Origin of the sequence: Thermus hydrothermalis, from assembly GCF_022760925.1 — a bacterium.
Taxonomy (GTDB): domain Bacteria; phylum Deinococcota; class Deinococci; order Deinococcales; family Thermaceae; genus Thermus; species Thermus hydrothermalis.
Genome location: NZ_JAKTNT010000003.1, coordinates 74,790 through 100,788, shown reverse-complemented (window position 1 = coordinate 100,788; position 25,999 = coordinate 74,790). Strand labels below are relative to the sequence as shown.

The window sequence follows — 25,999 nt, the reverse complement described above, 5'->3', positions numbered from 1 at the left end:
TCTAAAGGGCGGATTGGCAAGCCCCTGATGCCTATGGAGGAAAGCCTTTTACAAATCCTGAGCCGGTATATCTCGCCCCTGGCCGCGGAGAACCTACTCGCCCGGGCCCTAGGTCCCAGGAAACCCGCCACGCCAGGGGAGTGGGCGCGGCTCATTGAGGCGAACCTTTGGCCCGAGCTTGGCCGCCTTCTCCCCTTTCGCGAGATGCCTCCTGAGCTTAAGGCTTTGGTGCGGGAACTAAAACAACTCGCCCTCCAGGAGGTCCAAGGGGAAGACGAGGAAACCGAGGAAGAGGAAGCCCTCTTGGAGGAGGTGGTGGACCTCGAGAACCCCGCCGCCCGGGAGCACCTGGCGAGGCGGCTTGCCCGCCTGGAGGGGGTGCTGGGGGTGGTGGTGGCCGGCAAAGGCGGCAAGGAGGAGCTTTTCGCCGGGGAGCCCATCCCTTTGGACCTCGTTCATCACCTCCTCGCCCGCCAAGGCTACGGGGTTTTCTACGCCCTCCTCCAGGAAAACCTGGTGGCCCTAAGGCCCTTAAGCCTCGGGTACGTGGGCCTTCTGGCCCGCAAGGACACCAACATCGGCCGCCTGCTCCACGCCCTTAGGCGGCTTGTACCCTTTAGGGAGGTCAGCGGATGAGAGGATGGCTTTCCCTGGTTCTGGCCCTTGTCCTTCCGGCCCTAGCCGCTCCCCTGCCCCAGGCGTACGACCGCCTGGAGGAAGCCCTGGCCCAGGTGGGCCTCGCCAACCCCACCCAGGCCCTGGCCGCCTTGGACCGGGCGCAAAGCCTCTTGCGCCAGGAGGCGGAGGGCCTTCCTTCCGTGATCCGGGACGCCATTTTGAATAACCTCGAGGGCCTACGGCAGGCGGTGGTGCAGAAAAGCCGGGCCGATCTAGAAGCCCGCCTCCTCCTCGTCCGCCACCTCATGGGCAAGGCGCTTTACGACGGCTTCTTCCAGGCGGGAGCCCAGGATAAGCCCGCCTACCTAAGCCGCCTGGCGCGCGCCACGGGCCTATCCCCCTCCCTCCTCCAAGGGGTCCAAGGCTTGGGGGCCGAGGAGGCCAGGCGCCGCCTCGAGGCCCTTTTCCTCCAGGCGATGGCCGAGGATCTAAGCAAGGCCTTGGGGGCGGCCTCGAGACCCGAGGCTTACCTGGCCCTGGCCCGGGCCTACGCCCGCTTTTTGGTGGTCCAGGATAGCCCGCAAAGCACCCTGAAGGCCCAGGACTTCATCCAGGCTTTGGCCAAGGTTTCTGCCGGGGAAGCGTTCCGCCCCGAGGTGGAGCGGCTTTTGAACCAGGTGGCCGCCTGGCGCAAGGCCCTCCTGGCCGCTATCCCTCGCACGCAAACCACCCCCCCTCCTGCCCAAAACCCACCTTCCCCGAGCCCATCCGCCCCACCCTCCCGTCCTCCCCAACCCTCCCCTACTCCGCCTGCGGAAACGTCCCCAGCAAGCTCCTCGGTGGAGACCTTCTATACTCCCCCTTGGATGGACCGGGCTACAGCGGAGGCGGTGCGCCGCCAAGCCTACACCTTGGGCTACAACTACAACTTTGAACTGTTGGAAGCCCTAAACCAAGTGCAAGCAGAGGTGGGTCTCGCCATCGCTACCTTGGGGCGGGGCAACCTCGCCGAGGGAAGGTACCACTTAGACCGCGCACTGTGGCGGTTCCGCGCCGACCTCGAGCCCGTCTTCGCCGTAATCCACCCCACCCTTACCGACCAGGTTTCCCGCACCTTGGTCCACCTCTCAGGGGCAACGGGTATCCGCGCCCTAGACGCCCTGGTGGTATACGAAGCCCTGGAAGAGCTAAAGCGAACTTTTAGCCAGGGTCCCAGCCAAAACCCCTGGCTCTTTCTGAAGCTTCTCCTGGCCCAAACGGCGGGGGTTCCTCGGGCCGTTTTCTTCCTCCTGGCAGCTGCCCTAAGCCTCTTTCCCCTTTACCTTATCCGCCTCACCTTCGGCGGGCGGAACGTGTACTGGAACCTCCTGGGCCTGGCTTTCCTTTTCCTCTTCCTGCCCATCTTGGCTGAGGGGCTCTCTTACTTCGGCTCGGTCATGGCCGATTACGGCAACCTGCCCTTCCTGGGCTTCCTCGCCAACCTTTCCATCGGTCAGGGCCTCATCCCGTACCTGGCCTGGGGGCTCACCGTCTTCCTGGTGGTGGCCTTCGCCGGGGCGGGGCTTAGGGGCATCGCCGCCCAGTTCGGCCTTCTGAAGGAACGGGGGGAAGAGGTGCCGGGCACCGCCGAGCGCCCCGCCACCACCCTGACGAGCGAGACCATCGTGGAGTGGGACGAGGAGTTCTAGCCGAGCCGGGTCCCGGGGACGACCCCGTACCCCCGGGCCCAGTCGGCGGCGGGCATGGGGCGCTTGCCCTCGGGCTGGACCTGGAGGAGGCGGATAAGTCCCTCCCCGGTGCCCACCAAGACCCCTTCCCGGTCCACCGCCTGCACCACCCCAGGCTCCCCCTCCCCGGGCTCGGGCCGCAGGGCGAGGACCTTGACCCGCTTGCCCCCATGGAAGAAGTAGCTCCCGGGCCAGGGCTGCACCCCCCGGTGGCGGTTGTAGATGGCCTGGGCGCTATCCGCAAAGCGGATCCGCCCTTCCTCCTTGGTGAGGAGGGGGGCGTAGGAGGGCTCGCCCTCTTGGGGCGTAGGGGTGAGGTGGGGGAGGTCCTGGAGCACCCGGAGGAGGAGCTCTATCCCCTTGTCCCGTAGGCGCTCGGAAAGGGTGAGGGCGTCCTCGTGGGGGGCGATCTCCGTGCGCCAGAGGGCGTAGAGGGGCCCGGTGTCCACCCCCTCTTCCGTCTTCATGATGGCCACCCCCGTTTCCTTCTCCCCCCGGATGAGGGCCCAGGGCACGGGGGCCGGGCCCCGGTACTTGGGGAGGAGGGAGGGGTGGAGGTTGAGGAAACCGTAGGGGGGGACCTCGAGGACCTCCCGGGGCAGGATCTTCCCGTAAGCGGCGGTGACCGCCACCTCGGGGGCAGCCTCCCGGAAAGCCTTTAGAAAGGCCTCGTTTCCCTTAAGCCGCTCGGGTTTTAGGAGGGGAAGCCCGTGGGCCTCGGCGTACTGGGCCACGGGACTCGGCGTGGGCCTTAGGCCCCGCCCCTGGGGTTTGTCCGGCTGGGTCACCACCAGGACCACCTGATGGTGCCGGTTTAGGGCGTCCAGCACCGGCACCGCCCACGCCGGGGTGCCGAAGAAAGCCACCCTCATCGCCGGGAAAGCTCCTTAAGGAGCGCCCGGGCCTCCTTCTGCATCCGGGCCAGCTCCGCCCGGTTCTCCTCCAAGAAGGCTTCCCGCTTAGGGCGAGGCAGGCGCTCAAAGAAAAGGATCCCGTCCAGGTGGTCCATCTCGTGCTGGAAAACCCGGGCCATGTAGCCCTCCAGCTCCAAGGTGCGGGGGGTGCCCTCCTCGTCCTGGTAGGCCACCCGGATGCGCTCCGCCCGGGGCACCTCCTCGGAGTAGAGGCCAGGGAGGGATAGGCACCCCTCCGTGCCCTCCACCTCCCCCTCCCGGTGGAGGAGGACGGGGTTCGCCACCACGTAGACCCGGCGCACCAGGTCGCGAAGGGGCCTTTCTTCCTCGTCGGGCTCGTCGGCGTACTCCACCGCCACAAATAGGCGCTCGGAAAGCCCAATCTGCGGGGCGGCAAGGCCCACCCCCCGGGCGTCAAACATGGTTTCCAGCATGTCCTCGGCGAGCTTCTTCACCCGGGAAAAGTCCCGCACGGGCTGGGCCTTGCGGCGCAGCACGGGGTCCCCATAGAGGCGGATGGGGTAGATCATCCTAGCTATTGTAGCGCAAGCCGCACGCTTCCCAAAACCTGGCCCACCGCCTGGACCCCAGGGGGGAGGTTGAGGAGAAGGGGGCCTTCCACCACCCCGGGACGGAAGCCCCCTTGGGGCCTCGCCTCCACCTCCTTTAGGCCCTCCAGGGCCTCCCTAGGCCCCACCACCGCAATGGTTTTGGGGGCATAGTCCTCTACCCGAAGCCCCTCTGGGGGACGGAAGACCAAGGGCACCTCCTTGCGGAAAAGGGGAGCCTCCCGGGCCACGAGGCGCACCCGGCTGGGGTTGAGCTCCACCCCCGGCAAGGGGCCCTCCGGGCCGAAGGCGGTGAGGGCCACCTCCTCCCCCCCGAGGTCTAAGCCCAGGGCCACCACCGCCTCCTCCACCTGGCTCCTTGGACCCTTGGCCTCCACGAAGGCAGGTTCGGTCTCCACCCAGGCCCCTTGGGCCAGGACCTCCACGGGGAGGGTGCGGCTTAGGACCGCCTCCACCCTTCCCTCCACCCGGGCTGGGCGCACCTCCAGGACCTCCACCCCCTGGGGCACCGCCACCCGCACCTCCCGGGCAAAGGCCCCCTCCACCCCGGAAAGGTCCAGGTAGGCGGAAACCAGGGGGGTGCCCTCCACCAGGGGGGCAGGGCCCCTTAGGCGCAGGAGGACCTCCTTGGGCACGCCCTCCGCCACCTTTTCCCCTTCCAGGCCCACCACCCGCAAGGGAACGCTCACCGCCCGCTCCACCACCGGGGCCCTTTCCCGCAAGGAGTACCAAAGGGCTAAGGCCGCCAAAAGCGCCAGGAGGAAGCCGCCCCACTCACGCACGGATAACCTCCTTGAGCCGTTCCCGCAGGGCCTCGAGGGCCAAGGGGGGCGAAAGCCTCCCCCCCTCGGCGAGCCGGATGGCCCCCGTCTCCTCGCTCACCACCAGGACCAGGGCGTCGGAAACCTCGGAAAGCCCCAAAGCGGCCCGGTGCCGGGTGCCCAGGCCAAGCCGCGCCTCGGAAAGGGGGAAGACGCACCCGGCGGCGAAGACCCGGTCCCCCCGGAGGATGGCCCCCCCGTCGTGCAGGGGGGTGCCGGGGTAGAAGAGGGTTTCCAAAAGCCTAGCGGAAAGCCTGGCCTCCAGAATCTCCCCCGTGGCGGCGTACTCCCCCAAGGGGGTGCGCCGCTCTAGGGCGATCAAGGCCCCGTAGCGCCTTTCGGAAAGGCGGGAAAGCCCGAGAAGAAGCTCCTCCAGGGCCAAGGAGGGGGCCCGTGGCCCCTGGGCCCGGCCAAGCCGCTCCAAAAGCCCCCTAAGCTCCGGTTGGAAGACCACGATGAGGGCGAAAGCCCCCAAGGTGGCGGCGTTTCCCAGGAGCCAAGACAGGGTAGAAAGCCCAAGGAGGCTCGCCAGAAACCAGACCCCAAGGTAGACGAGGACCCCGCGGACGAGGTTTAGGGCCCGGGTGCCGGCCATGAGCCGGCCCAGGGAGTAGAAGAGCACGGCCACCAGGAGGATGTCCAGAAGGTCGCGCCAGGTGAAGGGCATGGCTAGCGGATGGGCGTCCCCGGGCCCTCCCAGGAAAGGCCGAAGAGCCTCACCCAGGTGGCCCCGAGGTCGGCGAAGGTCTCCCGGGTGCCCAGCTCCCCCTCCACCCCCGGCCCCACCCAAAGGAGCATCCCGTACTCCCGGGTGTGGTCGGTGCCGAAGAAGGTGGGGTCGTTCCCGTGGTCCGAGACGAGGAAGAGGTGGTCCTCGGGCCCCAGGGCCTCGAGGAGGCGGGGAAGGAAGCGGTCCACCTCCTCCAAGGCCTCCCCGTAGCCTTGGGGGTTGCGGCGGTGGCCGTACTTGCTATCAAAGTCCACCAGGTTGACGAAGAGGAGGCCGGAAAGGGGCTCTTGCAGGAGGGCGAGGGTCTTTTCCAGACCATCGGCGTTGTCCGCCGTCTTCACCTCCCGGGTAAAGCCCCGGTGGGCGTAGATATCGGGGATCTTCCCCACCCCCACCACCTCGAGGCCCCCCTCCTTGAGGACGTCCAGGACGTTCCGCGGGGGCTCCAGGGCGAAGTCCTTGCGCAAGGCCTCCAACCGGTGGAAGGCTCCCGGCTCCCCGGCGAAGGGCCGGGCGATGACCCGGGCCACCTGGTACTCGCCCACGAGCATCTCCCGGGCCACCTGGCACCATTGGTAAAGCACCTCCGGCGGCACCACCGCCACGTGGGCCGCCACCTGGAAGACGGAGTCCGCCGAGGTGTAGACGATGGGGTAGCCCGTCTTCAGGTGGGCTTCCCCGTGGTGGCGGATGGCCTCCGTGCCGGAGTAAGGCCTGTTTAAAAGCCACCCCTTCACCCCGATCCGCTCGGCCCAGGCGCGCAAAAGCTCCTCGGGAAAGCCCTCGGGGAAGGTGCGGAAGGGCCTTTCCAGGTGGATGCCCACGAACTCCCAGTGCCCGGTGGTGGTGTCCTTCCCCGGGTTCACCTCCCGCATGCGGCCAAACCCGGCCCGGGGCCGGGGTGCCCGCTCCAAGGTGTGCACCCCCGGCACCCAGCCCAGGCCCAAGGCGGCAAGGTTGGGCAGGGCTATCCCGGTTTTCAAAACCGTGTGGTCCAGGGTATCCGCCCCCTCGTCCCCAAAGCTTGGGGCGTCCGGCAGGTAGCCTAGCCCCACGGAGTCCAAAACGATGGCCGTGACCTTCATCAGGAGCGTAGCCCTTCCTCGTCCTCCTCCTCCGCCAGGGCCATGAGCTCCTCCGGGGTCATCTCGGAGAGAGCCCGCACCGCCTGGAACTCCTCCAGAAGGCCCTGGATTTCCTCCATGGCCTCGCTAAGGGAAAGCTCCCCGTCCTTGTACTCGTCCACCACTTCCTCTATGGCCTCGAGGATCCCCACCGCCGCGCTGGCCTGGGAGAGGGCCTGGGCCAACTCCGAAAGCCTTTCCGCTAGGTCCATACCCCCATCCTACCCCAAAAGCTCCGCAAGCCGCGAAAGCGCCCGCCCGTACTTTTTGGCGAAGGGCCCGTGGCGGTAGCCCTCCGGGAAAAGCTCCTTGAGGGGCACGCCGGAAGCCCGCAAGGGGAGGCCCAGGTTATAGAGTTGGTCCACGAAGTGCACGAAGCGCAGGGCGTCGTTCTGGTCGGGGATGGGGGCGAGGCCCTGGATATAGACCACATCCAAGTCCCGGAAGAGGTAGCGGTAGCGGATGGGGTGGAGGGTGCGGAGGTGGGCGAGGAGCTCGGGGAAGGCGTCCAGGCTTTTCCGCCTGGGGTCCTCCCGGTAGAGGGCGAGGAGGGCCTCGTCGGCGAGGGGCTCCGGGAAGCATTCGGGGTCGCGGTGGCGGAAGTCCTCCCCCTCTATCCGCTCCACGGCGAAGCGCTTGGCCAGGCTTTGGATCTGGTGCCGGAACTGCTCGGCGTTGAACCGCCCCTCCCCCAAGGCCCCGGGTGGGGTGTTGGAGGTGGTGGCCACCCTGAGGCCCCTGTCCATGGTGAGGGCCAGGAAGTGGGTGATCATCTGGGCGTTGCCGGGGTCGTCCAGCTCAAACTCGTCCAGGAAGAGGTAGCGAAGCCCGGCAAAGCGCCTCGCCCCCTCCCTCAGGCCCATGAGGCCCAGGGTGTAGGTGAGCTCCTCAAAGGTGAGGAAGGCCTTGGGCGGGGGGGCCTCGAGGTAGGCGGCCACCAGGAGGTGGGTCTTCCCCACCCCGAAGCCCCCGTCCAGGTAAATCCCCTGGGGCCCCGGCATCCGGGGGCGGAAAAGCCCTCGAGGCCGGTCATGCACCCATCTTCGGAGCCTTTCCTTGGCCAGGGCCTGGGAGGGGTACCGGGGGTCGGGGCGGTAGGCGGCGAAGGTGGCCTTCTGGAAGCGGGGCGGGGGGGCGAAGCTCTTCAGAAGCTCCTCCAGGTCCACCTCGGGGTGGCGGTCCACCAGGCGCATAGGGAAGATTGTAAGGGAGGGTGGCCCCTAGGGCCCGCCCTCTGCTACCCTATAGGGGTATGGTGCGGCTCTACGGCGTCCCGGGGTGCGGCCCCTGCGAGATCGTGAAGATGTTCCTGGCGCAAAAGGGCGTGCCCTTCACCTTCGTGAACGCCCGGGAGGACCAGGAGGCGGCGAAAAAGGTGGCGGAACTTGCGGGAAGCCCCACCGCCGGGGTGGTCCTGGAGTGGGACGGCAGGACGGAGGTGATCCGGGGGGTATCCCCCGCTGCCCTCAACGCCTGGTACGCCCGCTACCGGGAGAAGGCCTCCTGAAGGGCCTTCAGGTGGTGGGCCTCGTGGTAGGCGGCGGCCCGCACCCAGCCCAAGGCGTTGAGCTCCCCGAAGAAGGGGTGGGGGAAGGTGGCGGGGTGGTGAGGGTCGGCCTTCTTGGCCTCCTCCAGGAGGAAGCCCCGGGCCCGTTGGAGGAGGTCCAGCACCTCCTCCAGGGATAACCCCCCCTTGGGCCTCACCCCCTCGGGGGCCTGAGGCTTGCCGTCCTTGTACTCCCCGGGGACGAAGGGCACCGGGGGAAGGCTTTCCCCCGCCGCCAGGCGCCTTAGCCGCCGGAGCACCCGAGCGGTGGACTCCTCCACCAAGGCGATGTGCTCCGCCACCATGAGGGGGGTCCAGGCCCCCACCCTAAGGGGCGTGACGAGCCAGGAGGCCTCCGCCTCCTGGAGGAGGGCCAGGAGGGCCTTGCGGCTTTCCCCAAGCCGGGCTAAGGCCTCTTCCCACGTGCCGTAGGCTTCCAGGGGCATAGCCTGATCCTAACACGGATCCTTCCGATTGGGGTAGGATAGACCCGTGCGGGCGGTTTCCCTGCAGGAAGCGCAAAGCCGGCTAGAGGAGCTCCTCAAAGAGGTCCAAGCCGGGGAGGAGGTTCTTATCCTGGACCAGGGGGTAACCGTGGCCCGCCTGGTCCCGGAAACCCCCAAAGGGGCGCTCTTCCGCCTAGAAGAGCGGGGACTCCTACGCCGGGGAAAGGGAAAAGCCCAACTAGAAGACCTTCCCCTTCCCTCTAGCCAGCAGAGCGTGCTCGAGGCCCTTTTGGAAGAAAGGGAGGAGGGGTGAGGTTCTGGGATACCTCGGCCATCGTCCCCCTCTTGGTGCAGGAAGCCTCTTCGCAATGGGCGAAGCGCCTTCTCGCCGAAGACGGGGAGATGTTGGTGTTCTGGCTTTCCGAGGTGGAGGCGCTATCGGCCCTAAACCGGCGTAGGCGCCAAGGAGCCTTAGGGGAAAGGGACTACACCCTGGCGCGGAAGCGTTTGCGGCGTCTTAAAAACGCCTGGCACGAGGTCCTGCCCACAGAAGGGGTGCGCAAGGAAGCTATACGCCTTCTCCAGGCTTACCCCCTACGAACCCTGGACGCCCTTCAGCTCGCAGCCCTTTGCGTGGTGGCGAGCAACGTACCCACCCCTTTGCCCCTTGTCACCTTGGACCTGCGCCTCGCCCAAGCCGCCGCCCAAGAGGGTTTTCCTGTCCTCCAAGGGGTATAATCCCCCCATGCTCACCCTGGACCTTTCCGGCAAAAGGGCCCTGGTCATGGGGGTTACCAACCAGCGGAGCCTGGGCTACGCCATCGCCGAAAAGCTAAGGCAAGCGGGGGCCGAGGTGGCTCTAAGCTACCAAGGGGAACGGCTTCGGACCGAGGCGGAAAAGCTCGCCGAGGCCCTGGGCGGGGCCCTCCTCTTCCAGGCGGACGTGACCCAAGACGCCGAGCTGGACGCCCTCTTCGCCGGCCTAAAGGAGGCCTGGGGAAGCCTAGACTACCTGGTCCACGCCATCGCCTTCGCCCCCCGGGAGGCCATGGAGGGGCGGTATCTGGACACCCGGCGGCAGGACTGGCTCCTGGCCCTGGAGGTTTCCGCCTACTCCCTGGTGGCGGTGGCGAAGCGGGCGGAACCCCTTCTCCAGGAGGGCGGGAGCATCGTCACCCTCACCTACTACGCCAGCGAGAAGGTGGTGCCCAAGTACAACGTCATGGCCATCGCCAAGGCCGCCCTGGAGGCGAGCGTGCGCTACCTGGCCTACGAGCTTGGCCCCAAGGGGGTGCGGGTAAACGCCATCTCCGCCGGCCCCGTGCGCACCGTGGCGGCAAGGAGCATCCCCGGCTTCACCAAGATGTACGACCGGGTGGCCCAGACCGCCCCCCTCAAGCGGAACGTCACCCAGGAGGAGGTGGGCCACCTGGGGCTTTTCCTCCTCTCCCCCCTGGCAAGCGGCATCACGGGGGAGGTGGTCTACGTGGACGCCGGGTACCACATCATGGGGATGGAGCTGGAATAGCGCCTGGCCCCCAAACCGCTCAAGCCTGTTTCCGCTAGCATGGGAGGGATGAGACGGCCCACCCCCACGGTCTGGGTGGGGCGCATCCCCCTAGGGGGCGCCCACCCTATCGCCGTGCAGTCCATGACCAACACCCCCACCGCCGACGTGGAGGCCACCTTCCGCCAGGTGGCAGCGCTTCACCGGGCGGGGAGCGAGATCGTCCGCCTCACGGTGAACGACGAGGCCGCCGCCCAGGCGGTGCCCGAGATCAAGGAAAGGCTTTTGGCCGAAGGCATAGACGTGCCCTTGGTGGGGGACTTCCACTATAACGGCCACCTCCTCCTCAGGAAGTTCCCCCGGATGGCCGAGGCCCTGGACAAGTTCCGCATCAACCCGGGTACCCTGGGCCGGGGACGGCACAAGGACGAGCACTTCGCCGAGATGGTGCGCATCGCCCTGGACCTGGGCAAACCCATCCGCATCGGCGGCAACTGGGGGAGCCTGGACCCCGCCCTCCTCACCGAGCTCATGGACCAAAACGCCCGGCGCCCGGAGCCCAAAAGCGCCCACGAGGTGGTGCTAGAGGCCCTGGTGGAAAGCGTGGTGCGGGCCTACGAGGCGGCTTTGGAGATGGGCCTAGGGGAGGACAAGATCGTCCTTTCCGCCAAGGTGTCCAAGGCCCCTGACCTGGTCCAGGTCTACCGGGAGCTCGCCCGGCGCACCCAGGCTCCCCTCCACCTGGGCCTCACGGAAGCGGGCATGGGGGTGAAGGGAATCGTGGCCTCAGCCGCCGCCCTGGCCCCCCTCCTCCTGGAGGGGATTGGGGACACCATCCGCGTCTCCCTCACCCCCGCTCCCGGCGAACCCCGCACCAAGGAGGTGGAGGTGGCCCAGGAGATCCTCCAGGCCCTGGGCCTCAGGACCTTCGCCCCCGAGGTGACGAGTTGCCCCGGGTGCGGCCGCACCACCAGCGTCCGCTTCCAAGAGTTGGCCGAGGAGGTTTCCCGCCACCTCAAGGAACGGCTTCCCGAGTGGCGGAAACGCTACCCCGGGGTGGAGGGGCTCAAGGTGGCGGTGATGGGGTGCGTGGTGAATGGCCCCGGGGAGAGCAAGCACGCCCACATCGGCATCTCCCTGCCGGGGGCGGGGGAGGAGCCCAAGGCCCCGGTCTACGCCGACGGCAAGCTCCTCACCATCCTCAAGGGGGAGAACCTTGCGCAAGAGTTCCTCAAGATCCTGGAAGCCTACGTGAAGGAGCGCTTCGCCCCCAAAGCCTGATGGAGCCCTTCGCCTTTTCCGTGGAAGCCCAAAGCGGCCGGGCCCGGGTGGCCCGTTTTTCCACGCCCCACGGGGTGGTGGAAACCCCCCTCTTCATGCCCGTGGGCACCCAAGGCTCGGTCAAGGGCCTTCTGCCCAGAGACCTTAAGGAGATTGGGAGCCAGATCCTCCTCGCCAACACCTACCACCTCCTCCTGCGCCCGGGGCCCGAGCGGGTGCGGGCCCTTGGAGGGCTTCACGGCTTCGCCGGGTGGCGGGGGCCATGGCTTACGGACTCCGGGGGCTTCCAGGTGATGAGCCTGGGGCACCTAAGGCGCATAGACGAGGAGGGGGTGGTCTTCCAGAGCCATCTGGACGGGAGCCTCATCCGGCTCACCCCGGAAAGGAGCCTGGCCGTCCAGGAAGCCCTGGGGGCGGACATCGTCATGGCCTTTGACGAGTGCCCTCCCTACCCCGCAAGCCGGGCGTACCTGAAGGACTCCTTGGAGCGTACCCTGCGCTGGCTGGAGCGCTCCCTAAGGGCCAAAACCCGGGAGGACCAGGCCCTCTTCGGCATCGCCCAAGGGGGGACGGACCTCGAGCTCAGGCGGCTTTCCACGGAGGAAACCCTCCGCTTTGACCTCCCCGGCTACGCCATCGGGGGGTTGGCGGTGGGGGAGCCCAAGGAGGCCATGTTCCGCGCGGTGGAGCTCTCCACCCGCCTCCTCCCCGAAGGCCGCCCCCGCTACCTCATGGGGGTAGGCCACCCGGAGGACCTGGTGGCGGCTATCGGGCTTGGGGTAGACCTCTTTGACTGCGTCTACCCCACCCGCACGGGCCGCTTCGGAAGCGCCCTGGTGCCCGAAGGCCGCCTCAACCTGAAAAACGCCCGCTTCCTGGAGGAAAAAGGCCCCTTGGAGGAGGGGTGCGACTGCTACACCTGCCAGACCTTTAGCCGGGGCTACCTCGCCCACCTGGTGCGGGCCGGGGAGATGCTTGGGGGGGTTCTCCTTTCCCTGCACAACCTCCGCTACCTCCACCGCCTCACGGAAGGCGCGCGGGAGGCCATCCGCAAAGGGTCCTACGGGGACTTCGCCCGGGCCTTCGCCGAAAGGCGCTTTGGCAAGGAAGTGCCCCTCTGGTTCCGGGAGGCCTTGGCCGCCGGGGGGCATTGGTAGAATGCCCCTCATGACGCCACGGCACCTTATCCTGGGCCTCCAGCACACGGTGGCCATGTTCGGGGCCACGGTGCTGGTGCCCCTCCTCACCGGGCTGAACCCGGCGGTGGCCCTCTTCACCGCCGGAGCGGGCACGCTTCTTTTCCACCTGGTCACGGGGCGGATGGTCCCCGTCTTCCTGGGCTCCAGCTTCGCCTTCATCGCCCCAATCCTGGCGGCCAAGGAGGCGGGGTTTTCCCTGGCGGCAGTGGGCGGGGGCATTGCGGCGGCGGGGCTCGTCTATGCCCTTTTCGCCCTTCTGGTCCTCCTCATCGGCTCAGAAAGGGTACGGCAGGTCTTCCCCCCGGTGGTCACGGGCCCCGTCATCGTGGTCATCGGCCTGACCCTGGCCCCGGTGGCGGTGGGGATGGCGGCCAAGGACTGGCTCTTGGCCATCGCCACCTTCTTGGGAGCGGTGGTGAGCGCCGTCTTCTTCCGGGGGCTTTTCCAGATGATCCCCGTGCTGATGGGGGTGGGGGTGGGGTACCTTCTCGCCCTTCTCCTGGGCCGGGTGGACCTAAGGCCCCTAGGGGAGGCCTCCTGGTTCGGCCTCCCGGCCTTCACCCTGGCCTCCTTTGAATGGGGGGCGGTGCTCCTCATCGCCCCCGTGGCCTTCGTCACGGTCATGGAACACATCGGGGACATCCTCACCAACGGCCGGGTGGTGGGGAAGGACTTCTTCGCCCGCCCGGGCCTCCACCGCACCCTCCTCGGGGACGGCTTGGCCACCAGCCTGGCGGGGCTTTTGGGCGGGCCCGCCAACACCACCTACTCCGAGAACACCGGGGTCCTGGCGGTGACCAAGGTCTACGACCCCCTGGTCCTCCGCATCGCCGCGGTCTTCGCCATCCTCCTCTCCTTCTCCCCCAAGCTCGCCGCCCTCCTCCAGACCCTGCCCCAGGGGGTCTTGGGGGGGATTTCCATGCTCCTTTTCGGCATGATCGCCTCCGTGGGCATCCGCACCCTGGCGGAGGCCGAGATTGACTTCACCCACAGCCGGAACCTCATCGTGGTTTCCGCCATCCTGGTCCTGGGCCTGGGCGGGGCGGTGGCCAACCTGGGCACGGTGCAGGTGGCCGGGGCGGCGTTGCCCCTCAAGGTGAGCGGCATGGCCCTGGCCGCCTTGGCGGGTGTGGTTCTGAACCTCCTTCTGCCCAGGCAACTGGAACCGGAGGAACTGGCCACGGAAGAGGAGCGCCTACCCTAGCCTTCCCGGTAGAAGCGGCTTCGCCGGTAGTAGTCCTCCAGGAGGACCTTCAAGAAGGCGGCGGCGGGCACCCCCAAAAGGGCGCCCCAGAGGCCAAAGAGGCTTGCCCCGGTGAGGATGGCGGCGATGGCCGTCACCGGGTGGAGCCGCGTGGCCCGGCCCACGATGAGGGGGCCGAAGAGGTTTCCTTCCAGCTGGTTGGCGAGCCAAAGGACGAGGAGGGCGAGGAGAACCTTAGGCCACCCCCCGGTGGCGGCGAGGAGCAGGGCGGGCACCCCGGAGACGACCACCCCCACGAAGGGAATGAGGTTGAACACCCCCGCCAAGAAGCCCAGGCTCGCCGCCAAAGGCACCCCCACGAGCCATAGCCCCACCCCCACGATGAGGCCCACCAAGAAGGCCACGAGAAGCTGGCCCCGGACATAGCCCCCCACGCTCCGGTCTAGCTTGGCGGAAAGCTCGGCCACCAAGGGCTGGTAGGGCTCGGGGAAGGCCAGGAGGAAGGCCCGGCCCAACCGGGGCAGGTCGTAGAGGAAGTAGATGGAGAGGGTTAGAGCGGTGAGAAGTTGCAAAACCCCGCCCAAGAGGGCGGTGAAAAAGCCCAGGAGGCTCCCCCCTTGGGCCAAAAGCTCCTGGAGCCAGCGCGCAAGAATTTCCAAAAAGTTCTGCAGAAGGCCCTGAAGGTTTCGGCCCGCCTCGGTGAGGATGGGCTGCAAGGCTTCGGGCACGGGTACAGCCCGCACGCGGTCAGGCAGGCCCTGGAGCCATTGGAAAAAGGGATCCAAAAGCCGGGGAAGCTCCTGGGCCAAGCGGGTAAGTTCCAAGAGGGTCTGGGCGGTGAGGAAGGAGGCGAGGCCCAGGAAAAGCCCCAAGAGGAGGTAGACCAGGGCCACCCCCAAGGCCCGGGGAAGCCTAAGGCCCTCAAAGAAGCGCACCAAGGGGTGGAAAAGGTAGGCGAAGGCGAAGGCGAAGAGGAGGACGGAAAGGGCGGGCCAGGCCCGGGCCAGGAGGCGGTAGAGGAGAAAAAGGAGGAGGAGGTAGACCAGGACCCGCACGTAGGGGTTTTCCCAGACCTTGGCGAAGGCCTCGCGCATGGGGCTATTCTAGGCCGAAGAAGGCCTTGGCCTGGCGCAAAAGGGCCTCGCCCGCAAGCCCCTGGAAGAGGAAGCGGCCCCGATCGGGCTCGCCCTCCCAGACCTCAAAGAGAAGCCTCGAGGCCCCGCCCTGAAGGCCGGTATTCCCCACGTAGCCCAAGGGATCGCCCCGGTGGAGGCGGCTTCCCACCTTTAGGCCCCGGTAGGGGGCCTGGAGGTGGCCGTAGACGGTGGTGCGGCCATCGGGGTGGCGAACCCAGACCTCGAGGCCCCTTAGCACGTCCATCTCCTCCGGGCCCGCCCCCTCCTTCACCCGCTCCAGGAGGGCTTGGAAGGCCTTGGGGGAAGGCTCTTGGTAGTCCAGGTCCACCTTCACCACCTCGCCGCTTGCCGCCGCCACCACCCCCACGCCCCGCACCACGGGCACGCAGGCGTCCCCCGCCTGGAAAACGAAGCCGGCGCTCACCCCCTTGCGGTAGGGGCGGGGGGCGTTGGGCAGGTTCTCGGGCCGGGTGGGCAGGCAAGCCCCGGGAAGGGGCAGGCGGTAACCCTCGGGGGCCCAGGCGGCTTGGGCCTGGTAAAGGGCCACCTCCTGGCGGAGGGCGGCAAGCTGCCGCCCTCGGGAGGAAAACCCCAGGGTCACCACCAGGGCGTACAGGGAAAGGGCCAAGAGGAGATAGTGCCCGGGCTTCCAGGCCACAGGGCCATGCTACAGGAAAAAGGGCCCCCTAGGGGCCCTTGGGAGGAAGGGATGGGCTAGAGGAGCTTAAGAAGCCTCTCCTTAATCTCCTTGGCGGAAAGGCCTTCTAGCTTCAGGCCCTTGGCCCTTTCCAAAAGCTCGTAAACCTTGGGGATGTGGCTTGTGGCCACGCGGAAGGTGATCTCCTGGCCCGCCACCTTCACCCGCACCTTCTGGAGGTTAGGGTACTGGCGCCGCTTGGAGATGCCCGTGGTCTTCTTGCCCACGCCCCCTTCCCGCTTGGCCTTACCCCGCCTCTGGATGCTGTTGGCCACGATGGGCCGCTTTCCGCTAATCTCACACACCTTAGCCATGGCACCCTCCCGTGCCCGAAGGCAAACCCTATGGAGTATAGCACAAAGGGCCCCATCCGGTAGACTCTGGGGGATGCCCACGGTGCTCGTGCCCTTGCTCATAGCCCTTGACCAGATCCTCAAGCTCTGGGCCCTGGAGAACCTCTCCCCGGTGCCGAAGCCCCTCCTGGGCGACCTCCTCTACCTCACCCTGGTGCGCAACGCCGGGGCGGGCTTCGGCCTTTTGCAGGGGAAGGCCTTCCTCCTGGGGTGGCTGAGCCTTGTGGTGGGGACGGCCCTCCTCTACCTCCTCGCAAGCCGCCGCTACCCCTTCGCTCAAGCCCTCGCCCTCTCCCTCATCGCCGCCGGGGCCTTGGGGAACGGGATAGACCGCCTGGGCCGGGGGTGGGTGGTGGACTATTTGGACCTCGGCACCTCCATCCCCCCCATCGCCCAGTTCCCCGTCTTCAACCTGGCGGATATCTGCGTGACCCTGGGGGCCCTTCTCCTCCTCTTCACCCCCAGGCGGCGCAGGCGAGCGTTCTAAACCCTTTGGAGGACCCGGGCGAAGCGCTCCAGGGCCTTCTTCAGGTTATCCTCGCTGGTGGCGTAGGAAAGGCGCACGTGGCCAAAGGCGGCGAAGTCCGTCCCCGGGACCACGGCCACCCCCGCCTCCAAAAGGCGCTCCGCCGCCTTCACCTCGTCCTCGGCGATGGGAGCCGTGTCCATGAGGACGTAGAAGGCCCCTTGTGGGCGCACCGCCTTTAGGCCCATCTGGGCTAGACCCGCAAGAAGCAGGTCCCGCCGCCTCCGGTAGGCCTCCCGGGCCATCTCCACGAAGGCGCGGGAGGCTTCCTGGTTGGTGAGGGCCTCGAGGGTGGCCCACTGGGCGATGGTGTCGGGGCTCGTGGTGGACTGGCTGGAAACGTCGGCCATGGCCTTGATGACCTCCTTGGGCCCGCAGGCGTAGCCGATGCGCCAGCCCGTCATGGCGAAGGCCTTGGCCGCCCCGTTCACGGTGATGGTGTGCTCGGGGGCCACCCGCCCCGGGGAGAAGTGGGCCCCCTCGTAGATGAGGTGCTCGTAGATCTCGTCGGAGATGAGGTAGAAGTCGTGGGCCTGGGCGAGCTCGGCCAAGGCCTTAAGGACCTCCTCGGGGTAGACGGCCCCCGTGGGGTTGTTGGGGGAGTTCACCACCAGGGCCTTGGTGCGGGGGGTGATGGCCCGCCGCACCCGCTCGGGGTCCGGCACGAAGCCCTCTTCCGGGAGGGTCTTGACCTCCACCGGCACCCCCCCGGCGAAGCGCACCATCTCGGGGTAGCTCACCCAGTAGGGGGCCAGGACGATGACCTCGTCCCCGGGGTCCAGGATGGCCTGGAAGAGGTTGAAGAGGGCCTGCTTCCCGCCCACGGTGACGATGGTCTCCTCCGGGCGCACCTCGAGGCCGTTTTCCCGGCGGAACTTCTCCGCCACTGCCTCCCTCAGCTCGGGGATGCCCGCCGGGGGGGCGTACTTGGTCTTGCCCTGGGCCAAGGCCCGCCGCGCCGCTTCCTTCACGTGTTCTGGGGTGTCAAAGTCGGGCTCGCCGGCGGTGAGGGCCACCAGGTCCACCCCTTGGCGCCTGAGCTCGAGGGCCTTGGCGTTCACCGCCACCGTGGCCGAGGGCTTCATGGCCTTGACCCTTTGCGAGAGGCCGCGCATGGCCTAAGTATAGGGCGGAAGGGGTAGGATGGGAACGTGGACCAGGCCCTGGCCCAGGCGGTGGACGTGGTGCGAAGGCACCTACAAGGGCGCCGCTTTCAGTACCTTCTAGAACGCATGGAGGAATCCCTTTAGGAAGCCTCCAGGGGCCGCAGGAGGGGCTTACGCCCCTTGGCCCCGGCCCGCCGGCCCACCACCTTGAGGCCCAAGGGCTCCACCGCCGCCCGGTAGGCGCTCGCCTCCGGCAAAAGCTCCCCGTCGGCGTGGGCGGGCACGGGGTAAGGGAAGGCCAGCTCCACCGTCCTCGCCGCAAAGGCCTCCACCTGGGGGTGGGAGAGGTGCTTGCCGAGGAGAAGCCGGGGCAGGATGAAGACCACCCCGGGCCGGGAAAAGCGCTTGGCCAGGACCACGGAGAGGAGCCCGTCCTGCGGGTCGGCCATGGGGGCGATGGGGATGCCGCCCCCGTAAGCGGGGCCGTTCATGGCGGCGAGGAGCAGGAGGGGGCCCTGGTAGACCTCCTTCCCGTCCAAAAGGAGCCGCCCTTCGGGGAGCCGCAGGGCCTTGAGCACGGCGAAGAGGGCATAAAGGTACCGGGGCATGCCCCGGAGGAAGGAGGGGGCGGAAAGGGCCTTCTTGGCCACCAGGGCGTCAAAACCCACGCCCAAGGAGGCGCCAAAGGGCTCCCCGTTCACCCGGCAAAGGTCCACCGCCTCCTCGGGGGCGAGGAGGGCGTGCTCCAAGGCCATAGGCCACGGAAGCCCCCTCAGGCCCAACATGCGGGCGAAATCGTTCCCGCTCCCGATGGGCACCACCCCCAGGACCTTTTCCGTGCCGGCGAGGCCCCGGAGCACCTCGTGCACCGTGCCATCCCCCCCCACGGCCACCACCCGTGCCCCCTCGGGGGCCCGTTGGGCGAGCTCCGTGGCGTGGCCCGGGCCTTCGGTGAGGAAGGCCTTGGCCCCCCTGTCCCGGGCGGCCCTCAGGATGGCCCCGGAAAGCCTCCCCACCCTGCCCCGGCCTGCCGCCGGGTTGACGATGACCCAACGTTCCACCCCCGTATTCTAGGGCCATGGGCCTCCTCGCCCATTTCCTGCAAGGCCCCCACCCCAAGACCACCCTCCTCCTCACCCGGGCCGGGCCGGTGGAGAACCCGGGCCACGTCCTCTATAGCCATCCGGGCCTTCCCCTGGCCGAGGAGGGCAGGCGGGCCCTTCTGGCCCTCGTGCCCCTCCTCAAGCGCTATCCCGTGGTCCGGGTCTACGCCGCCGATAGCCTGGCGGAAAGGGAAGCGGCGGCCCTCCTGGGGGAGGCCCTGGGGGTACCCTACGCCCTCCTTCCCGAACTCCGGGAAAGGCGCTGGGGGGCTTGGGAAGGGCTTAGCTTCGCCGAGGTGGAGGCCCGCTACCCCGAGGCGGTGCGGGCCTGGCTGGAGGACGAGGCGGGCTTCGCCCCGCCCCTGGGCGAGAGCGTGCGGGAGGCGTGGGTGCGGGGGCAGGAGGCGGTGAAGGGCCTTTTGCGAAGGCATAGGGGCCAGGCCATCCTGGTGGTGGGGAACTGCACGGTAAACCGCGCCGCCTTAAGCCTCGCCCTTCCCCTTCCCCCGGAGGAGGGCTTAAGGCTAGAGCAGGACTACGCCCGGCTCACCATGGTGGACTTCTATGGGGAAGAAGGGGTGGTGAAGGCCCTCAACCTGGACCCTTGTCCCTAGCCGCCCCCGGGGCCTTAGGGGTAGACTTAGGGCATGATTCGGCCCGTGGCCCGCCAGGACCTGCCGGGGCTTTTAAAGCTCCTCCGCTTCATGGACGAAAGCCCCCAAAGGGGGGTCTTGGCCCCGGAGGCGCGGGACCTCGAGGGCCTCGCCGAGGAACTGGAAGACGGCCTCATCCTCCTCCGGGACGGGGAGGTGGCGGGGTACGTGGGCCTCTACCCCTTCTGGGACGGGGCCGCCCTGGAGGGCCCCTTGGCCTACCGGAAAGAGGACCTCCGCCCACTTCTAGAGGCGGCGGAAGAACGGGCCAAGGCGCTTGGGGTGGAAAGGCTTTACGCCTTCCCCCGTCAGGAGAACGAAGCGGTGCGCGAGGCCCTGGAGGAGGCGGGGTACGGCCTCCTCCACGTTACCTATTTCTTCGTGAAAAACCCGGAGGGCCTGGACTTCCCGCCCCCCGAGGGCGTGCGCATCCGGGAGGGCTTCCCGGGGCCCGAGGTGTACCGGGAGCTTTACCGGGAAAGCGAGGAGGGCTGGGCCTTGCGCCTCAAGTGGACGGACGAGGAGCTGGCGGAGCACTTCGCTGACCCCGCCATCCACCTCCTGGTGGCCTACCAAGGGGAGGAGCCGGTGGGCATGGCCGAGGTGGAGCTGGAGGACCAGGAGGCGAGCGTGGCCTACATCGGCGTGGTGCCCAGGGCGCGGGGGAAGGGGATCGGGCGCGCCCTCCTGGCGGAGGCGGCAAGGCTCGCCCAAAGGAAGGGGGCGAGGCTTCTCCGGGTGCGGGCCCACGACCACGAGAAGGGGGCCTTGGAGCTATACCGGGGCCTGGGGTTTAGCCTCGAGGAGGCGGTGGCCACCTACGCCAAGGAGCTCAGGGCCAGGCGGTAGGTGGTGGCGTGGGCGGCCACGGTGAGGGCGGGGTCCCGGTTGTACCCCCCGCCCATGACCACCACCAAGGGCACGCCGAGCCCCTTCACGAAGCGGAAGACGGCGAGGTCCCGCCGCCCAACCCCTTCCAAGCTCAGGGCCAGGCGGCCGAAGCGGTCCCCTTTGAGGACGTCCACCCCGGCGTTGTAGAAGACAAGGCCGGGGCGGAAGTCCTGGGCCACCTCTAGGGCGGCCTCGAGGGCCCTTAGGTAGGCCTCGTCCCCTACCCCATCGGGGAAGCCCACGTCCAGGTCGCTCCGCTCCTTCTTCAAGGGGTAGTTCCGCTCCCCGTGCAGGGAGAGGGTGAAGACCAGGGGGTCATCCTGGAAGAAGACGGCGGTGCCGTTTCCCTGGTGGGCGTCCAGGTCCACCACCAAGACCCGTCCCCCAAAGCCCCGTTTGGCCCTCAGCCAGTGGATGGCCACGGCCACGTCGTTGAAGAGGCTATACCCTTCGGCCCGCCCCGGGAAGGCGTGGTGGGTGCCGCCCGCAAGGTTCAGCCCAAGGCCCAGCTCCAAGGCGTCCTCCGCCGCCCGCAAGGTCCCCCCAGCGGCGTGGAGGGCCCTTTGGAGGAGGGCTTGGCTAAAGGGTAGCCCCAGGCGCAAGGACTCCTCCCGGGTAAGCCCCTCCGTAAAGAGCCTATCCAGGTATTCCCGCTCGTGGGCCAGGTAAAGCGCCTCCTTGGGCACCTCGGGGGCGGGGAGGATGGGAAGAAGCCCCTTTAGGGCCTCCGCCACCCCCCCGTACTTGTAGAGGGGAAAGGGGTGCCCCTCGGGGAGGGAGAAGGAGAGGTGGGCCGTGGTGTAAGCCCGCACGCTCCTATCCTTACGCCTTTCTGCCACAATGAAAAGAAGCGTGCGCCTCCTTCTCCTCTCCGACCAGGTCCACCCCCACATCCACTCCCCCCGCTTCCCCCACAACCTCCCGCCCTTTGACCTGGTCCTGGCGGCGGGGGACCTGCCGGGGGAGTACTTGGAGTACGTGGCCAGCAAGGTGGCGGTGCCGGTGCTCTACGTGCCCGGCAACCACGGGGAGGAGTGGGTGTGGGAAGAGGGACGGAAGAAGCGCCCCGGGGGGGTGGTGAACCTGCACGGGAGGCTCTACCGCCACCAGGGGCTCCTCTTCTACGGCATCGGGGGGGTGCCCCGCTACCGGGAAGGGGAAGGACAACTCGCGGAGGCAGCGCTTTACCGCCTGGCCCTCAAGCCCCTTTTCCTCCTACCCAGGCGGCTCCTTGGGGGGCACGGCGTGGACGTCCTCCTCACCCACGCCCCGCCCCCCGGGCCCACGGCTGGGGAGGACCACGCCCATAGGGGAAGCGGCGCCTTCCTCCTCTTCCACCGCCTTTTCCGCCCCCGGCTCCACGTCCACGGCCACACCCCCCTTCTCGGGGCGAACCCCAAGAGGGGCTACCGCACCCCCTTGGGGGTGGAGGTGGTGCACGTCCAGGGCTACACCCTCCTAACCCTTTAGCCGCCCCCGCGGCTTGCGGCGAAGGCGATGCGGTTAAACCAGGCCTCCGCCTCCTCCCCCTCCACCTGGACCCAAAGCTGGGGCACGCTCAGGCTTCCCACCCTTAGGGGCTCGGCCTCGGCGAAGCGGACCGTGGCCCCGGGAAGGGCGTAGTGGCCTTCCTCCAGCTTCCTCCCGCCCCAGGAAACCAGGTATTCCTCCAAAAGCCACGGGGGAAGCGCCCCGAAGGTGGCCTCCGGCGCCCCGCCCGCCACCGGGGGGAAAAGGTCCAAGGTGGCGTCCGGGCCCAAGGGGGTGGCAAGCCCCGCCAAATACCGCACGTCCCGCCCCTCCAAAAAGACCGAAACCCGCTCCGCCAAGGCCTCCCCCTCAAAGAGCTCCTCCCTTAGCTTGGGGTAGGCCCGGACCAGGTTCTCCAACACCTCCCCCACGGTCCTGCCCTCCACCTCCAGGTGGCTTTGCCCCGTGAGGTCGCGGAAGGTGGCGTAAAGGTTCACCTTGGGCATAGGGCCAGTTTAAACCCCGGCCCCCTCGAGGGCCGGGGCCTTGGAAGAAGGCTTAATCGTCCGCCGCCTGGGAGAGGATGCCGAGCTCGGCGAGCTTCGCCCTGGGCACCACGCCCTTTTCCCAGCCCCGCTCCCGGTAGTACTCCTCCAACATGAGGTCCAGCTCCGTGCGCTGCCCCTTAGAGCCGGCGCAGTCCGAGGCCTCCTCCAGGAAGCGCTTGGGCAGGTAGTCCGAGCCCTCGGCCCAGCCCGCCAGGTTGTTGTAGTAGCGCTCCAGGTTGTAAATGCGCTCGCCGATGGTCAGGATCTCCTCCGGGGTCACCGGGCGGCCCCAGTAGGCGGCAAGCTGCTTGGCGTACTCCTCGGGTCCCTCGGCGAACTGGCTGAACTTGCAGAGGTCCAGGGAGTCGGTGAAGGCGGAAAGGTCCTGGAAGAGCTTGGTGAGCTTGCCCTTGCCCTCCCAGGCCAAGGGGTCGGTCTTGTAGGGCACCCCCAGGATCTCGGAGGCCGGGGTGTAGGCCCGGAGGTGGCAGGCCCCGCGGTTGGAGGTGGCGTAGGCGATGCCCATGCCCTTGAGGCCCCGGGGGTCGTAGGCGGGGATGGACTGGCCCTTCACCTCCAAGGAGATCTCGGGATGGCCGATGGCCTTGGCGAAGCGGGCCGGGCCTTCCGCCAGCATGTCCCCCACCCCCTTGCGGAGGGCGATGGCCTCGAGGATCCGGATCTCCCCTTCCTTGTCCCCGAAGCGGATCCCGTCCTCCCCCGTGTAGTAGCCCTTCTCCGTGGCCTCCATGAGGACGGCGATGGCGTTGCCCGCCTCAATGGTGTCCATGCCGTAGGCGTTGCAGAGGTAGATGGCGTAGCCCGTCCAGTCGGTGTCCGTGTGCCCGGCGTGGGCCCCCAGGGCCCAGGCGGACTCGTACTCGTAGGACTCAAAGCGGATGGTCTTGCCGTTTACGTGCACCTCCACCATCTTCTTGCAGGCCACGGGGCAGGCATGGCAGGTGTTGTCCTTGATGAGGCGGTGCTCCCGGATGTACTCCCCGGAGATGGTCTGGACCCCGTCTATGCAGGTGTGCTGGGCGTTAAAGGTGGGCAGGGCCCCCATGACGTTGGTGATGTTCATGAGGACGTTGGTGCCGTAGAGGGAAAGCCCGCCCTTCTTGGGGGCGGTGACGTTCTTGGGGTCGTTGATGGTGGCGGAGGCCAGCCGGTCCGCCTCCCGCCAAAGCTCCGGATCCTTGGGCTGGGGCATGTGGTCCTGCTTGCCCACCACCACGATGGCCTTGAGCCGCTTGCTCCCCGCCACCGCCCCGGTGCCCCCGCGGCCCGCCGCCCGCTCGTCGTTGTTGATCCAGTTGGCGAAGCGCACCCGGTTCTCCCCGGCAGGGCCGATGGCCATCACGTCCGCCTCCTCCCCGTGCCGCTCGCGGAGGATGCGGTGCACCTCGTGGGTGGTCTTGCCCCAGAGGTCGCTGGCGTCGTGGAGGGTCACCTCCCCGTCCTTCACCAGGAGGTAGACGGGCTTCTCCGAAGCCCCCTTGATGAGGAGGCCGTCAAACCCCGCCCACTTCAGCTTGGCGGCGGTCCAACCCCCCATGTGGCTGTCCGTGACCGTGCCCGTGAGGGGGCTTTTGGTGACCACGGCGAGCCGCCCCGACATCTTGGCCCGGGTGCCGGAGAGGGGGCCGTTCATGATGGCCAGGAGGTTGTCCGGGCTAAAGGGGTCCACCTGGGGGCCGTTCTCAAACACGTACTTCACCCCAAGGCCCCGGCCCCCCACGTACATCTCCAGGTCCTTGGGGTCGGGGGCAAAGTACTCCACCTTGCCGCTCGTGAGGTCTATACGGGCGATCCTGTGGGCATATCCTCCAAGCATTCTCACACCTCCTGAGGGCGGGATAAAGGCAAAGGGCGCCATGAAGACCGCACGGGGTTGCCCTGGTTTCGGGGTGGATTATACCACTTTCCCGGGGAAGAATGTGAAGCCATTCGGGGATAATGGACCTATGCTGGCCCTTTGCGGCGAGGTCCTGGTGGACCTCATCCTGGAGGGGGAAAACCCCTTGCGCTTCACCGGGGTCCTGGGAGGTTCGGCCCTGAACACCGCCACCACCCTGGCCCGGCTCGGCTTTCCCGTGCGCTTCCTCTCCGAGGTGGGCACGGACTGGCTCTCCCGTTGGAGCGAGGAGGAAATGGCCCGAAGGGGCTTGGAAGCCCATCTCGTGCGCCACGAGGGCCCCATGCCCCTCGCCCTGGTGCGCCTGGAAGGGGGTAACGCCACCTATAGCTTCCACCGCCCCTTCCAAGGGGCCTTCCGCCCCCCGAAGGGGGCCCTAAAGGGGGCGAGGGCCTTCCACTTCGGCTCCCTCTTCGCCCTGGAAGGGCGCACGGCGGATGGGGTCCTGGCCCTTGTGGAAGAGGCGGAAGGGGCCCTCCTCTCCTACGACCCCAACCTGCGCCACCCGCCCACGGGGGAGGAGCGGGCGCGCATCCAAAGCTACCTACGACGGGTGGACCTCCTGAAGCTTTCCCTGGAGGACGCCCGCCTCCTCTTCCCGGAAGGCCCGGTGGAAGGGGTAAGGGGGCTTCCTCCACCCCTCAAGGTCCTCACCCTGGGGGAGGAGGGGGCCTTGGCCTTCTTGGGGGAAAAGGAGGTGCGCCTGCCGGCGGAAAGGGTGGCGGTGGCGGACACCGTGGGGGCGGGGGATAGCTTCACGGCGGGCCTCCTCGCCCTCCTCCTGCGGAAAGGCTACGGCAAGGCAAGCCTCCCCTCCCTCACCCCGGAGGACCTGGAGGAAAGCCTAAGGGGGGCCATGGCCCTCGCCGCCCTGGCCTGCACCGTGCGGGGGGCCTACCTGCCCGAGGAAGGCCTTAGGGCCTGGAAGGCCCGCTTCCTAGGGGATTAGGAGGACCTTCCCCGTGGTCTTCCGCCCCTCCAGGGCCTCGTGGGCCTCCTTGGCCTTTTCCAAGGGGAACTCGGCCCCAATCAAGACCTTAAGCCACCCCTCCCGCACCCCCTGGAAGACCTCCCCCGCCCGCCAGAGGAGCTCCTTGCGGCTCGCCGTGTAGTGGTGGAGGGTGGGGCGGGTGAGGAAGAGGCTTCCCTTGCGGTTCAGGATCTGGGGGTCCTGGGGCGGCACGGGGCCGGAGGACTGGCCGAAGAGGACCAGGTAGCCCCGGGGGCGGAGGGCCTCGAGGCTCTCCAGAAAGGTGGCCTGCCCCACCCCGTCGTAGACCACGTCCACACCGCCCCCGGAAAGGGCCTTCACCGCCTGGGCAAAGCCCTCGTAGGGAAGGGCGTAGTCCGCCCCCAAGGAGCGCGCCAGGGCCCGCTTCTCCTCGGTGCTGGCCGTGGCGTAGACCGTGGCCCCAAGCCGTTTGGCCCACTGGACGAGGAGGGTGCCCACACCCCCCGCGGCGGCGTGCACCAGGACCTGGGTTCCCGGCCCCACGGGGTAGGTGCTCTTCAGGAGGTAGTGCACGGTCATCCCCTGGAGGAGGGCCGCCGCCGCCAACTTGGGGCTAAGCCCCTCGGGGATGGGCACCAGGCGCTCGGCGGGGACGAGCTGGTACTCGGCGTAAGCGCCTTGCACGTTGGCGAAGGCCACCCGGTCCCCCGGGCGCACCCCCAACACCCCTTCCCCTACCCGCTCCACCACCCCAGCCCCTTCCTCCCCCAGGGTGAAGGGGAGGGGCATAGGGTAAAGGCCCTTCCGCTTGTAGGTGTCAATGTAGTTGACCCCGATGGCCTCCAACCGCACCAACACCTCCCCTGGCCCCGGCTCGGGAAGGGGAAGGTCTTCCAGCCGCAACACCTCGGGCCCGCCCACCTCGTGTACCCGGATCGCCCGCATGGGCCTAGTCTACCC

Annotated in this window: 31 protein-coding genes; 14 read left to right on the top strand and 17 right to left on the bottom strand. The window is 68.1% G+C overall.

Annotated features, from left to right (window positions below):
* Positions 1-33 precede the first annotated feature (33 nt).
* Complete coding sequence (locus L0C60_RS02910) at positions 34-636, top strand: hypothetical protein (protein ID WP_243092488.1); 603 nt, start codon at positions 34-36, stop codon at positions 634-636.
* Positions 633-2,306 carry a hypothetical protein gene (locus L0C60_RS02905; RefSeq protein WP_243092487.1) on the top strand — a complete coding sequence of 558 codons (1,674 nt, stop codon included), beginning with the start codon at positions 633-635 and terminating at the stop codon, positions 2,304-2,306. The genes L0C60_RS02910 and L0C60_RS02905 overlap by 4 nt, the downstream gene beginning before the upstream one ends.
* Here the strand turns inward: L0C60_RS02905 and fmt are convergent.
* From fmt to zapE, 7 genes are read right to left on the bottom strand one after another with little or no spacing between them, the layout of a single operon-like run.
* Entirely contained in the window at positions 2,303-3,217 is a 915-nt protein-coding gene (gene fmt, locus L0C60_RS02900; RefSeq protein ID WP_243092486.1) for a methionyl-tRNA formyltransferase, read from the bottom strand. The genes L0C60_RS02905 and fmt overlap by 4 nt on opposite strands.
* Positions 3,214-3,789 carry a peptide deformylase gene (def, locus tag L0C60_RS02895; RefSeq protein WP_243092485.1) on the bottom strand — a complete coding sequence of 192 codons (576 nt, stop codon included), beginning with the start codon at positions 3,787-3,789 and terminating at the stop codon, positions 3,214-3,216. Before def ends, fmt begins: the two co-directional genes overlap by 4 nt.
* A gap of 5 nt (positions 3,790-3,794) precedes the next feature.
* Positions 3,795-4,610: a CdaR family protein gene (locus L0C60_RS02890; RefSeq protein ID WP_243092484.1), complete on the bottom strand. Its 816-nt coding sequence runs from the start codon at positions 4,608-4,610 to the stop codon at positions 3,795-3,797.
* Positions 4,603-5,316, bottom strand: coding sequence for a diadenylate cyclase CdaA (gene cdaA, locus L0C60_RS02885; protein WP_234507348.1), 714 nt, complete (start codon positions 5,314-5,316; stop codon positions 4,603-4,605). The genes L0C60_RS02890 and cdaA overlap by 8 nt, the downstream gene beginning before the upstream one ends.
* A gap of 2 nt (positions 5,317-5,318) precedes the next feature.
* Positions 5,319-6,464, bottom strand: a complete 1,146-nt coding sequence (locus L0C60_RS02880; protein ID WP_234507350.1) for a phosphopentomutase — start codon at positions 6,462-6,464, stop codon at positions 5,319-5,321.
* Positions 6,464-6,715 (bottom strand): hypothetical protein, encoded by a 252-nt coding sequence (locus L0C60_RS02875; protein ID WP_234507351.1) that lies wholly within the window; start codon positions 6,713-6,715, stop codon positions 6,464-6,466. The genes L0C60_RS02880 and L0C60_RS02875 overlap by 1 nt, the downstream gene beginning before the upstream one ends.
* Positions 6,716-6,724: 9 nt before the next feature.
* Positions 6,725-7,696: a cell division protein ZapE gene (zapE, locus tag L0C60_RS02870; protein ID WP_234507354.1), complete on the bottom strand. Its 972-nt coding sequence runs from the start codon at positions 7,694-7,696 to the stop codon at positions 6,725-6,727.
* Positions 7,697-7,755: 59 nt separating this feature from the next.
* On the opposite strand from zapE, the gene L0C60_RS02865 reads away from it, so the two are divergent.
* Positions 7,756-8,010 carry a glutaredoxin family protein gene (locus tag L0C60_RS02865; RefSeq protein WP_234507356.1) on the top strand — a complete coding sequence of 85 codons (255 nt, stop codon included), beginning with the start codon at positions 7,756-7,758 and terminating at the stop codon, positions 8,008-8,010.
* On the opposite strand, the gene L0C60_RS02860 is transcribed toward L0C60_RS02865, so the two are convergent.
* A complete protein-coding gene (locus L0C60_RS02860; RefSeq protein WP_234507357.1) occupies positions 7,989-8,495 on the bottom strand; it encodes a DinB family protein in 507 nt (168 codons plus the stop codon). The genes L0C60_RS02865 and L0C60_RS02860 overlap by 22 nt on opposite strands.
* A 46-nt stretch (positions 8,496-8,541) precedes the next feature.
* On the opposite strand from L0C60_RS02860, the gene L0C60_RS02855 reads away from it, so the two are divergent.
* From L0C60_RS02855 to L0C60_RS02830, 6 genes are read left to right on the top strand one after another with little or no spacing between them, the layout of a single operon-like run.
* Positions 8,542-8,808 (top strand): type II toxin-antitoxin system Phd/YefM family antitoxin, encoded by a 267-nt coding sequence (locus L0C60_RS02855; protein WP_234507360.1) that lies wholly within the window; start codon positions 8,542-8,544, stop codon positions 8,806-8,808.
* Entirely contained in the window at positions 8,805-9,233 is a 429-nt protein-coding gene (locus L0C60_RS02850) for a type II toxin-antitoxin system VapC family toxin (RefSeq protein WP_234507362.1), read from the top strand. Before L0C60_RS02855 ends, L0C60_RS02850 begins: the two co-directional genes overlap by 4 nt.
* A 7-nt stretch (positions 9,234-9,240) precedes the next feature.
* Complete coding sequence (locus L0C60_RS02845) at positions 9,241-10,023, top strand: enoyl-ACP reductase FabI (RefSeq protein ID WP_234507365.1); 783 nt, start codon at positions 9,241-9,243, stop codon at positions 10,021-10,023.
* A 48-nt stretch (positions 10,024-10,071) separates the two neighbouring features.
* Positions 10,072-11,283, top strand: coding sequence for a flavodoxin-dependent (E)-4-hydroxy-3-methylbut-2-enyl-diphosphate synthase (gene ispG / locus L0C60_RS02840; RefSeq protein WP_418952989.1), 1,212 nt, complete (start codon positions 10,072-10,074; stop codon positions 11,281-11,283).
* Positions 11,283-12,440 (top strand): tRNA guanosine(34) transglycosylase Tgt, encoded by a 1,158-nt coding sequence (tgt, locus tag L0C60_RS02835; protein ID WP_234507369.1) that lies wholly within the window; start codon positions 11,283-11,285, stop codon positions 12,438-12,440. The genes ispG and tgt overlap by 1 nt, the downstream gene beginning before the upstream one ends.
* A gap of 10 nt (positions 12,441-12,450) precedes the next feature.
* Complete coding sequence (locus tag L0C60_RS02830) at positions 12,451-13,686, top strand: uracil-xanthine permease family protein (RefSeq protein ID WP_234507371.1); 1,236 nt, start codon at positions 12,451-12,453, stop codon at positions 13,684-13,686.
* On the opposite strand, the gene L0C60_RS02825 is transcribed toward L0C60_RS02830, so the two are convergent.
* From L0C60_RS02825 to rpmB, 3 genes are read right to left on the bottom strand one after another with little or no spacing between them, the layout of a single operon-like run.
* A complete protein-coding gene (locus L0C60_RS02825; protein WP_234507373.1) occupies positions 13,683-14,780 on the bottom strand; it encodes an AI-2E family transporter in 1,098 nt (365 codons plus the stop codon). The two genes, L0C60_RS02830 and L0C60_RS02825, sit on opposite strands and share 4 nt — an antisense overlap.
* 4 nt (positions 14,781-14,784) lie before the next feature.
* The gene (locus L0C60_RS02820) at positions 14,785-15,480 is read right to left on the bottom strand and encodes a M23 family metallopeptidase (RefSeq protein ID WP_234507376.1); all 696 of its coding nucleotides are present in this window, start codon (positions 15,478-15,480) and stop codon (positions 14,785-14,787) included.
* A gap of 56 nt (positions 15,481-15,536) precedes the next feature.
* Positions 15,537-15,833 (bottom strand): 50S ribosomal protein L28, encoded by a 297-nt coding sequence (gene rpmB / locus L0C60_RS02815; protein WP_071676882.1) that lies wholly within the window; start codon positions 15,831-15,833, stop codon positions 15,537-15,539.
* A 73-nt stretch (positions 15,834-15,906) separates the two neighbouring features.
* On the opposite strand from rpmB, the gene lspA reads away from it, so the two are divergent.
* Positions 15,907-16,359 (top strand): signal peptidase II, encoded by a 453-nt coding sequence (gene lspA, locus L0C60_RS02810; protein WP_234507378.1) that lies wholly within the window; start codon positions 15,907-15,909, stop codon positions 16,357-16,359.
* Here the strand turns inward: lspA and aspC are convergent.
* Together aspC and L0C60_RS02800 are read right to left on the bottom strand one after the other, a co-directional pair.
* Complete coding sequence (gene aspC / locus L0C60_RS02805; protein WP_234507380.1) at positions 16,356-17,513, bottom strand: aspartate/prephenate aminotransferase; 1,158 nt, start codon at positions 17,511-17,513, stop codon at positions 16,356-16,358. The genes lspA and aspC overlap by 4 nt on opposite strands.
* Before the next feature lie 131 nt (positions 17,514-17,644).
* Entirely contained in the window at positions 17,645-18,565 is a 921-nt protein-coding gene (locus tag L0C60_RS02800) for a diacylglycerol/lipid kinase family protein (protein ID WP_234507382.1), read from the bottom strand.
* 17 nt (positions 18,566-18,582) lie between these two features.
* Here L0C60_RS02800 and L0C60_RS02795 point away from each other — a divergent pair, with 17 nt between their 5' ends.
* Positions 18,583-19,221 (top strand): histidine phosphatase family protein, encoded by a 639-nt coding sequence (locus L0C60_RS02795; protein WP_234507384.1) that lies wholly within the window; start codon positions 18,583-18,585, stop codon positions 19,219-19,221.
* 33 nt (positions 19,222-19,254) lie between these two features.
* Positions 19,255-20,109 carry a GNAT family N-acetyltransferase gene (locus L0C60_RS02790; RefSeq protein ID WP_234507386.1) on the top strand — a complete coding sequence of 285 codons (855 nt, stop codon included), beginning with the start codon at positions 19,255-19,257 and terminating at the stop codon, positions 20,107-20,109.
* Here the strand turns inward: L0C60_RS02790 and L0C60_RS02785 are convergent.
* A complete protein-coding gene (locus L0C60_RS02785) occupies positions 20,079-20,963 on the bottom strand; it encodes a histone deacetylase family protein (protein ID WP_234507388.1) in 885 nt (294 codons plus the stop codon). The two genes, L0C60_RS02790 and L0C60_RS02785, sit on opposite strands and share 31 nt — an antisense overlap.
* A 28-nt stretch (positions 20,964-20,991) precedes the next feature.
* On the opposite strand from L0C60_RS02785, the gene L0C60_RS02780 reads away from it, so the two are divergent.
* Positions 20,992-21,621, top strand: coding sequence for a metallophosphoesterase (locus L0C60_RS02780; RefSeq protein ID WP_234507390.1), 630 nt, complete (start codon positions 20,992-20,994; stop codon positions 21,619-21,621).
* Here the strand turns inward: L0C60_RS02780 and L0C60_RS02775 are convergent.
* Both L0C60_RS02775 and L0C60_RS02770 read right to left on the bottom strand, forming a co-directional pair.
* Entirely contained in the window at positions 21,618-22,127 is a 510-nt protein-coding gene (locus tag L0C60_RS02775; protein WP_234507392.1) for a ubiquitin-like small modifier protein 1, read from the bottom strand. The genes L0C60_RS02780 and L0C60_RS02775 overlap by 4 nt on opposite strands.
* A gap of 52 nt (positions 22,128-22,179) precedes the next feature.
* The gene (locus tag L0C60_RS02770; RefSeq protein ID WP_234507394.1) at positions 22,180-24,006 is read right to left on the bottom strand and encodes an aldehyde ferredoxin oxidoreductase family protein; all 1,827 of its coding nucleotides are present in this window, start codon (positions 24,004-24,006) and stop codon (positions 22,180-22,182) included.
* Between the two features lie 130 nt (positions 24,007-24,136).
* On the opposite strand from L0C60_RS02770, the gene L0C60_RS02765 reads away from it, so the two are divergent.
* Positions 24,137-25,036, top strand: coding sequence for a carbohydrate kinase family protein (locus tag L0C60_RS02765; protein WP_243092483.1), 900 nt, complete (start codon positions 24,137-24,139; stop codon positions 25,034-25,036).
* On the opposite strand, the gene L0C60_RS02760 is transcribed toward L0C60_RS02765, so the two are convergent.
* Positions 25,025-25,984, bottom strand: a complete 960-nt coding sequence (locus L0C60_RS02760) for a quinone oxidoreductase family protein (protein ID WP_234507398.1) — start codon at positions 25,982-25,984, stop codon at positions 25,025-25,027. The genes L0C60_RS02765 and L0C60_RS02760 overlap by 12 nt on opposite strands.
* Positions 25,985-25,999 lie beyond the last annotated feature (15 nt).

Excerpts from the sequence above, each read along its gene's own strand:
- L0C60_RS02880 (WP_234507350.1), bottom strand. The coding sequence starts at position 6,464 with ATGAAGGTCACGGCCATCGTTTTGGACTCCGTGGGGCTAGGCTACCTG.
- L0C60_RS02770 (WP_234507394.1), bottom strand. The coding sequence starts at position 24,006 with ATGCTTGGAGGATATGCCCACAGGATCGCCCGTATAGACCTCACGAGC.
- L0C60_RS02780 (WP_234507390.1), top strand. The coding sequence starts at position 20,992 with ATGAAAAGAAGCGTGCGCCTCCTTCTCCTCTCCGACCAGGTCCACCCC.
- L0C60_RS02765 (WP_243092483.1), top strand. The coding sequence starts at position 24,137 with ATGCTGGCCCTTTGCGGCGAGGTCCTGGTGGACCTCATCCTGGAGGGG.
- L0C60_RS02865 (WP_234507356.1), top strand. The coding sequence starts at position 7,756 with ATGGTGCGGCTCTACGGCGTCCCGGGGTGCGGCCCCTGCGAGATCGTG.
- L0C60_RS02775 (WP_234507392.1), bottom strand. The coding sequence starts at position 22,127 with ATGCCCAAGGTGAACCTTTACGCCACCTTCCGCGACCTCACGGGGCAA.
- ispG (WP_418952989.1), top strand. The coding sequence starts at position 10,072 with ATGAGACGGCCCACCCCCACGGTCTGGGTGGGGCGCATCCCCCTAGGG.
- L0C60_RS02910 (WP_243092488.1), top strand. The coding sequence starts at position 34 with ATGGAGGAAAGCCTTTTACAAATCCTGAGCCGGTATATCTCGCCCCTG.
- L0C60_RS02795 (WP_234507384.1), top strand. The coding sequence starts at position 18,583 with ATGGGCCTCCTCGCCCATTTCCTGCAAGGCCCCCACCCCAAGACCACC.
- aspC (WP_234507380.1), bottom strand. The coding sequence starts at position 17,513 with ATGCGCGGCCTCTCGCAAAGGGTCAAGGCCATGAAGCCCTCGGCCACG.
- def (WP_243092485.1), bottom strand. The coding sequence starts at position 3,789 with ATGATCTACCCCATCCGCCTCTATGGGGACCCCGTGCTGCGCCGCAAG.
- zapE (WP_234507354.1), bottom strand. The coding sequence starts at position 7,696 with ATGCGCCTGGTGGACCGCCACCCCGAGGTGGACCTGGAGGAGCTTCTG.
- fmt (WP_243092486.1), bottom strand. The coding sequence starts at position 3,217 with ATGAGGGTGGCTTTCTTCGGCACCCCGGCGTGGGCGGTGCCGGTGCTG.
- L0C60_RS02875 (WP_234507351.1), bottom strand. The coding sequence starts at position 6,715 with ATGGACCTAGCGGAAAGGCTTTCGGAGTTGGCCCAGGCCCTCTCCCAG.
- tgt (WP_234507369.1), top strand. The coding sequence starts at position 11,283 with ATGGAGCCCTTCGCCTTTTCCGTGGAAGCCCAAAGCGGCCGGGCCCGG.
- lspA (WP_234507378.1), top strand. The coding sequence starts at position 15,907 with ATGCCCACGGTGCTCGTGCCCTTGCTCATAGCCCTTGACCAGATCCTC.
- L0C60_RS02845 (WP_234507365.1), top strand. The coding sequence starts at position 9,241 with ATGCTCACCCTGGACCTTTCCGGCAAAAGGGCCCTGGTCATGGGGGTT.
- L0C60_RS02830 (WP_234507371.1), top strand. The coding sequence starts at position 12,451 with ATGACGCCACGGCACCTTATCCTGGGCCTCCAGCACACGGTGGCCATG.
- cdaA (WP_234507348.1), bottom strand. The coding sequence starts at position 5,316 with ATGCCCTTCACCTGGCGCGACCTTCTGGACATCCTCCTGGTGGCCGTG.
- L0C60_RS02760 (WP_234507398.1), bottom strand. The coding sequence starts at position 25,984 with ATGCGGGCGATCCGGGTACACGAGGTGGGCGGGCCCGAGGTGTTGCGG.
- L0C60_RS02825 (WP_234507373.1), bottom strand. The coding sequence starts at position 14,780 with ATGCGCGAGGCCTTCGCCAAGGTCTGGGAAAACCCCTACGTGCGGGTC.
- rpmB (WP_071676882.1), bottom strand. The coding sequence starts at position 15,833 with ATGGCTAAGGTGTGTGAGATTAGCGGAAAGCGGCCCATCGTGGCCAAC.
- L0C60_RS02790 (WP_234507386.1), top strand. The coding sequence starts at position 19,255 with ATGATTCGGCCCGTGGCCCGCCAGGACCTGCCGGGGCTTTTAAAGCTC.
- L0C60_RS02860 (WP_234507357.1), bottom strand. The coding sequence starts at position 8,495 with ATGCCCCTGGAAGCCTACGGCACGTGGGAAGAGGCCTTAGCCCGGCTT.
- L0C60_RS02905 (WP_243092487.1), top strand. The coding sequence starts at position 633 with ATGAGAGGATGGCTTTCCCTGGTTCTGGCCCTTGTCCTTCCGGCCCTA.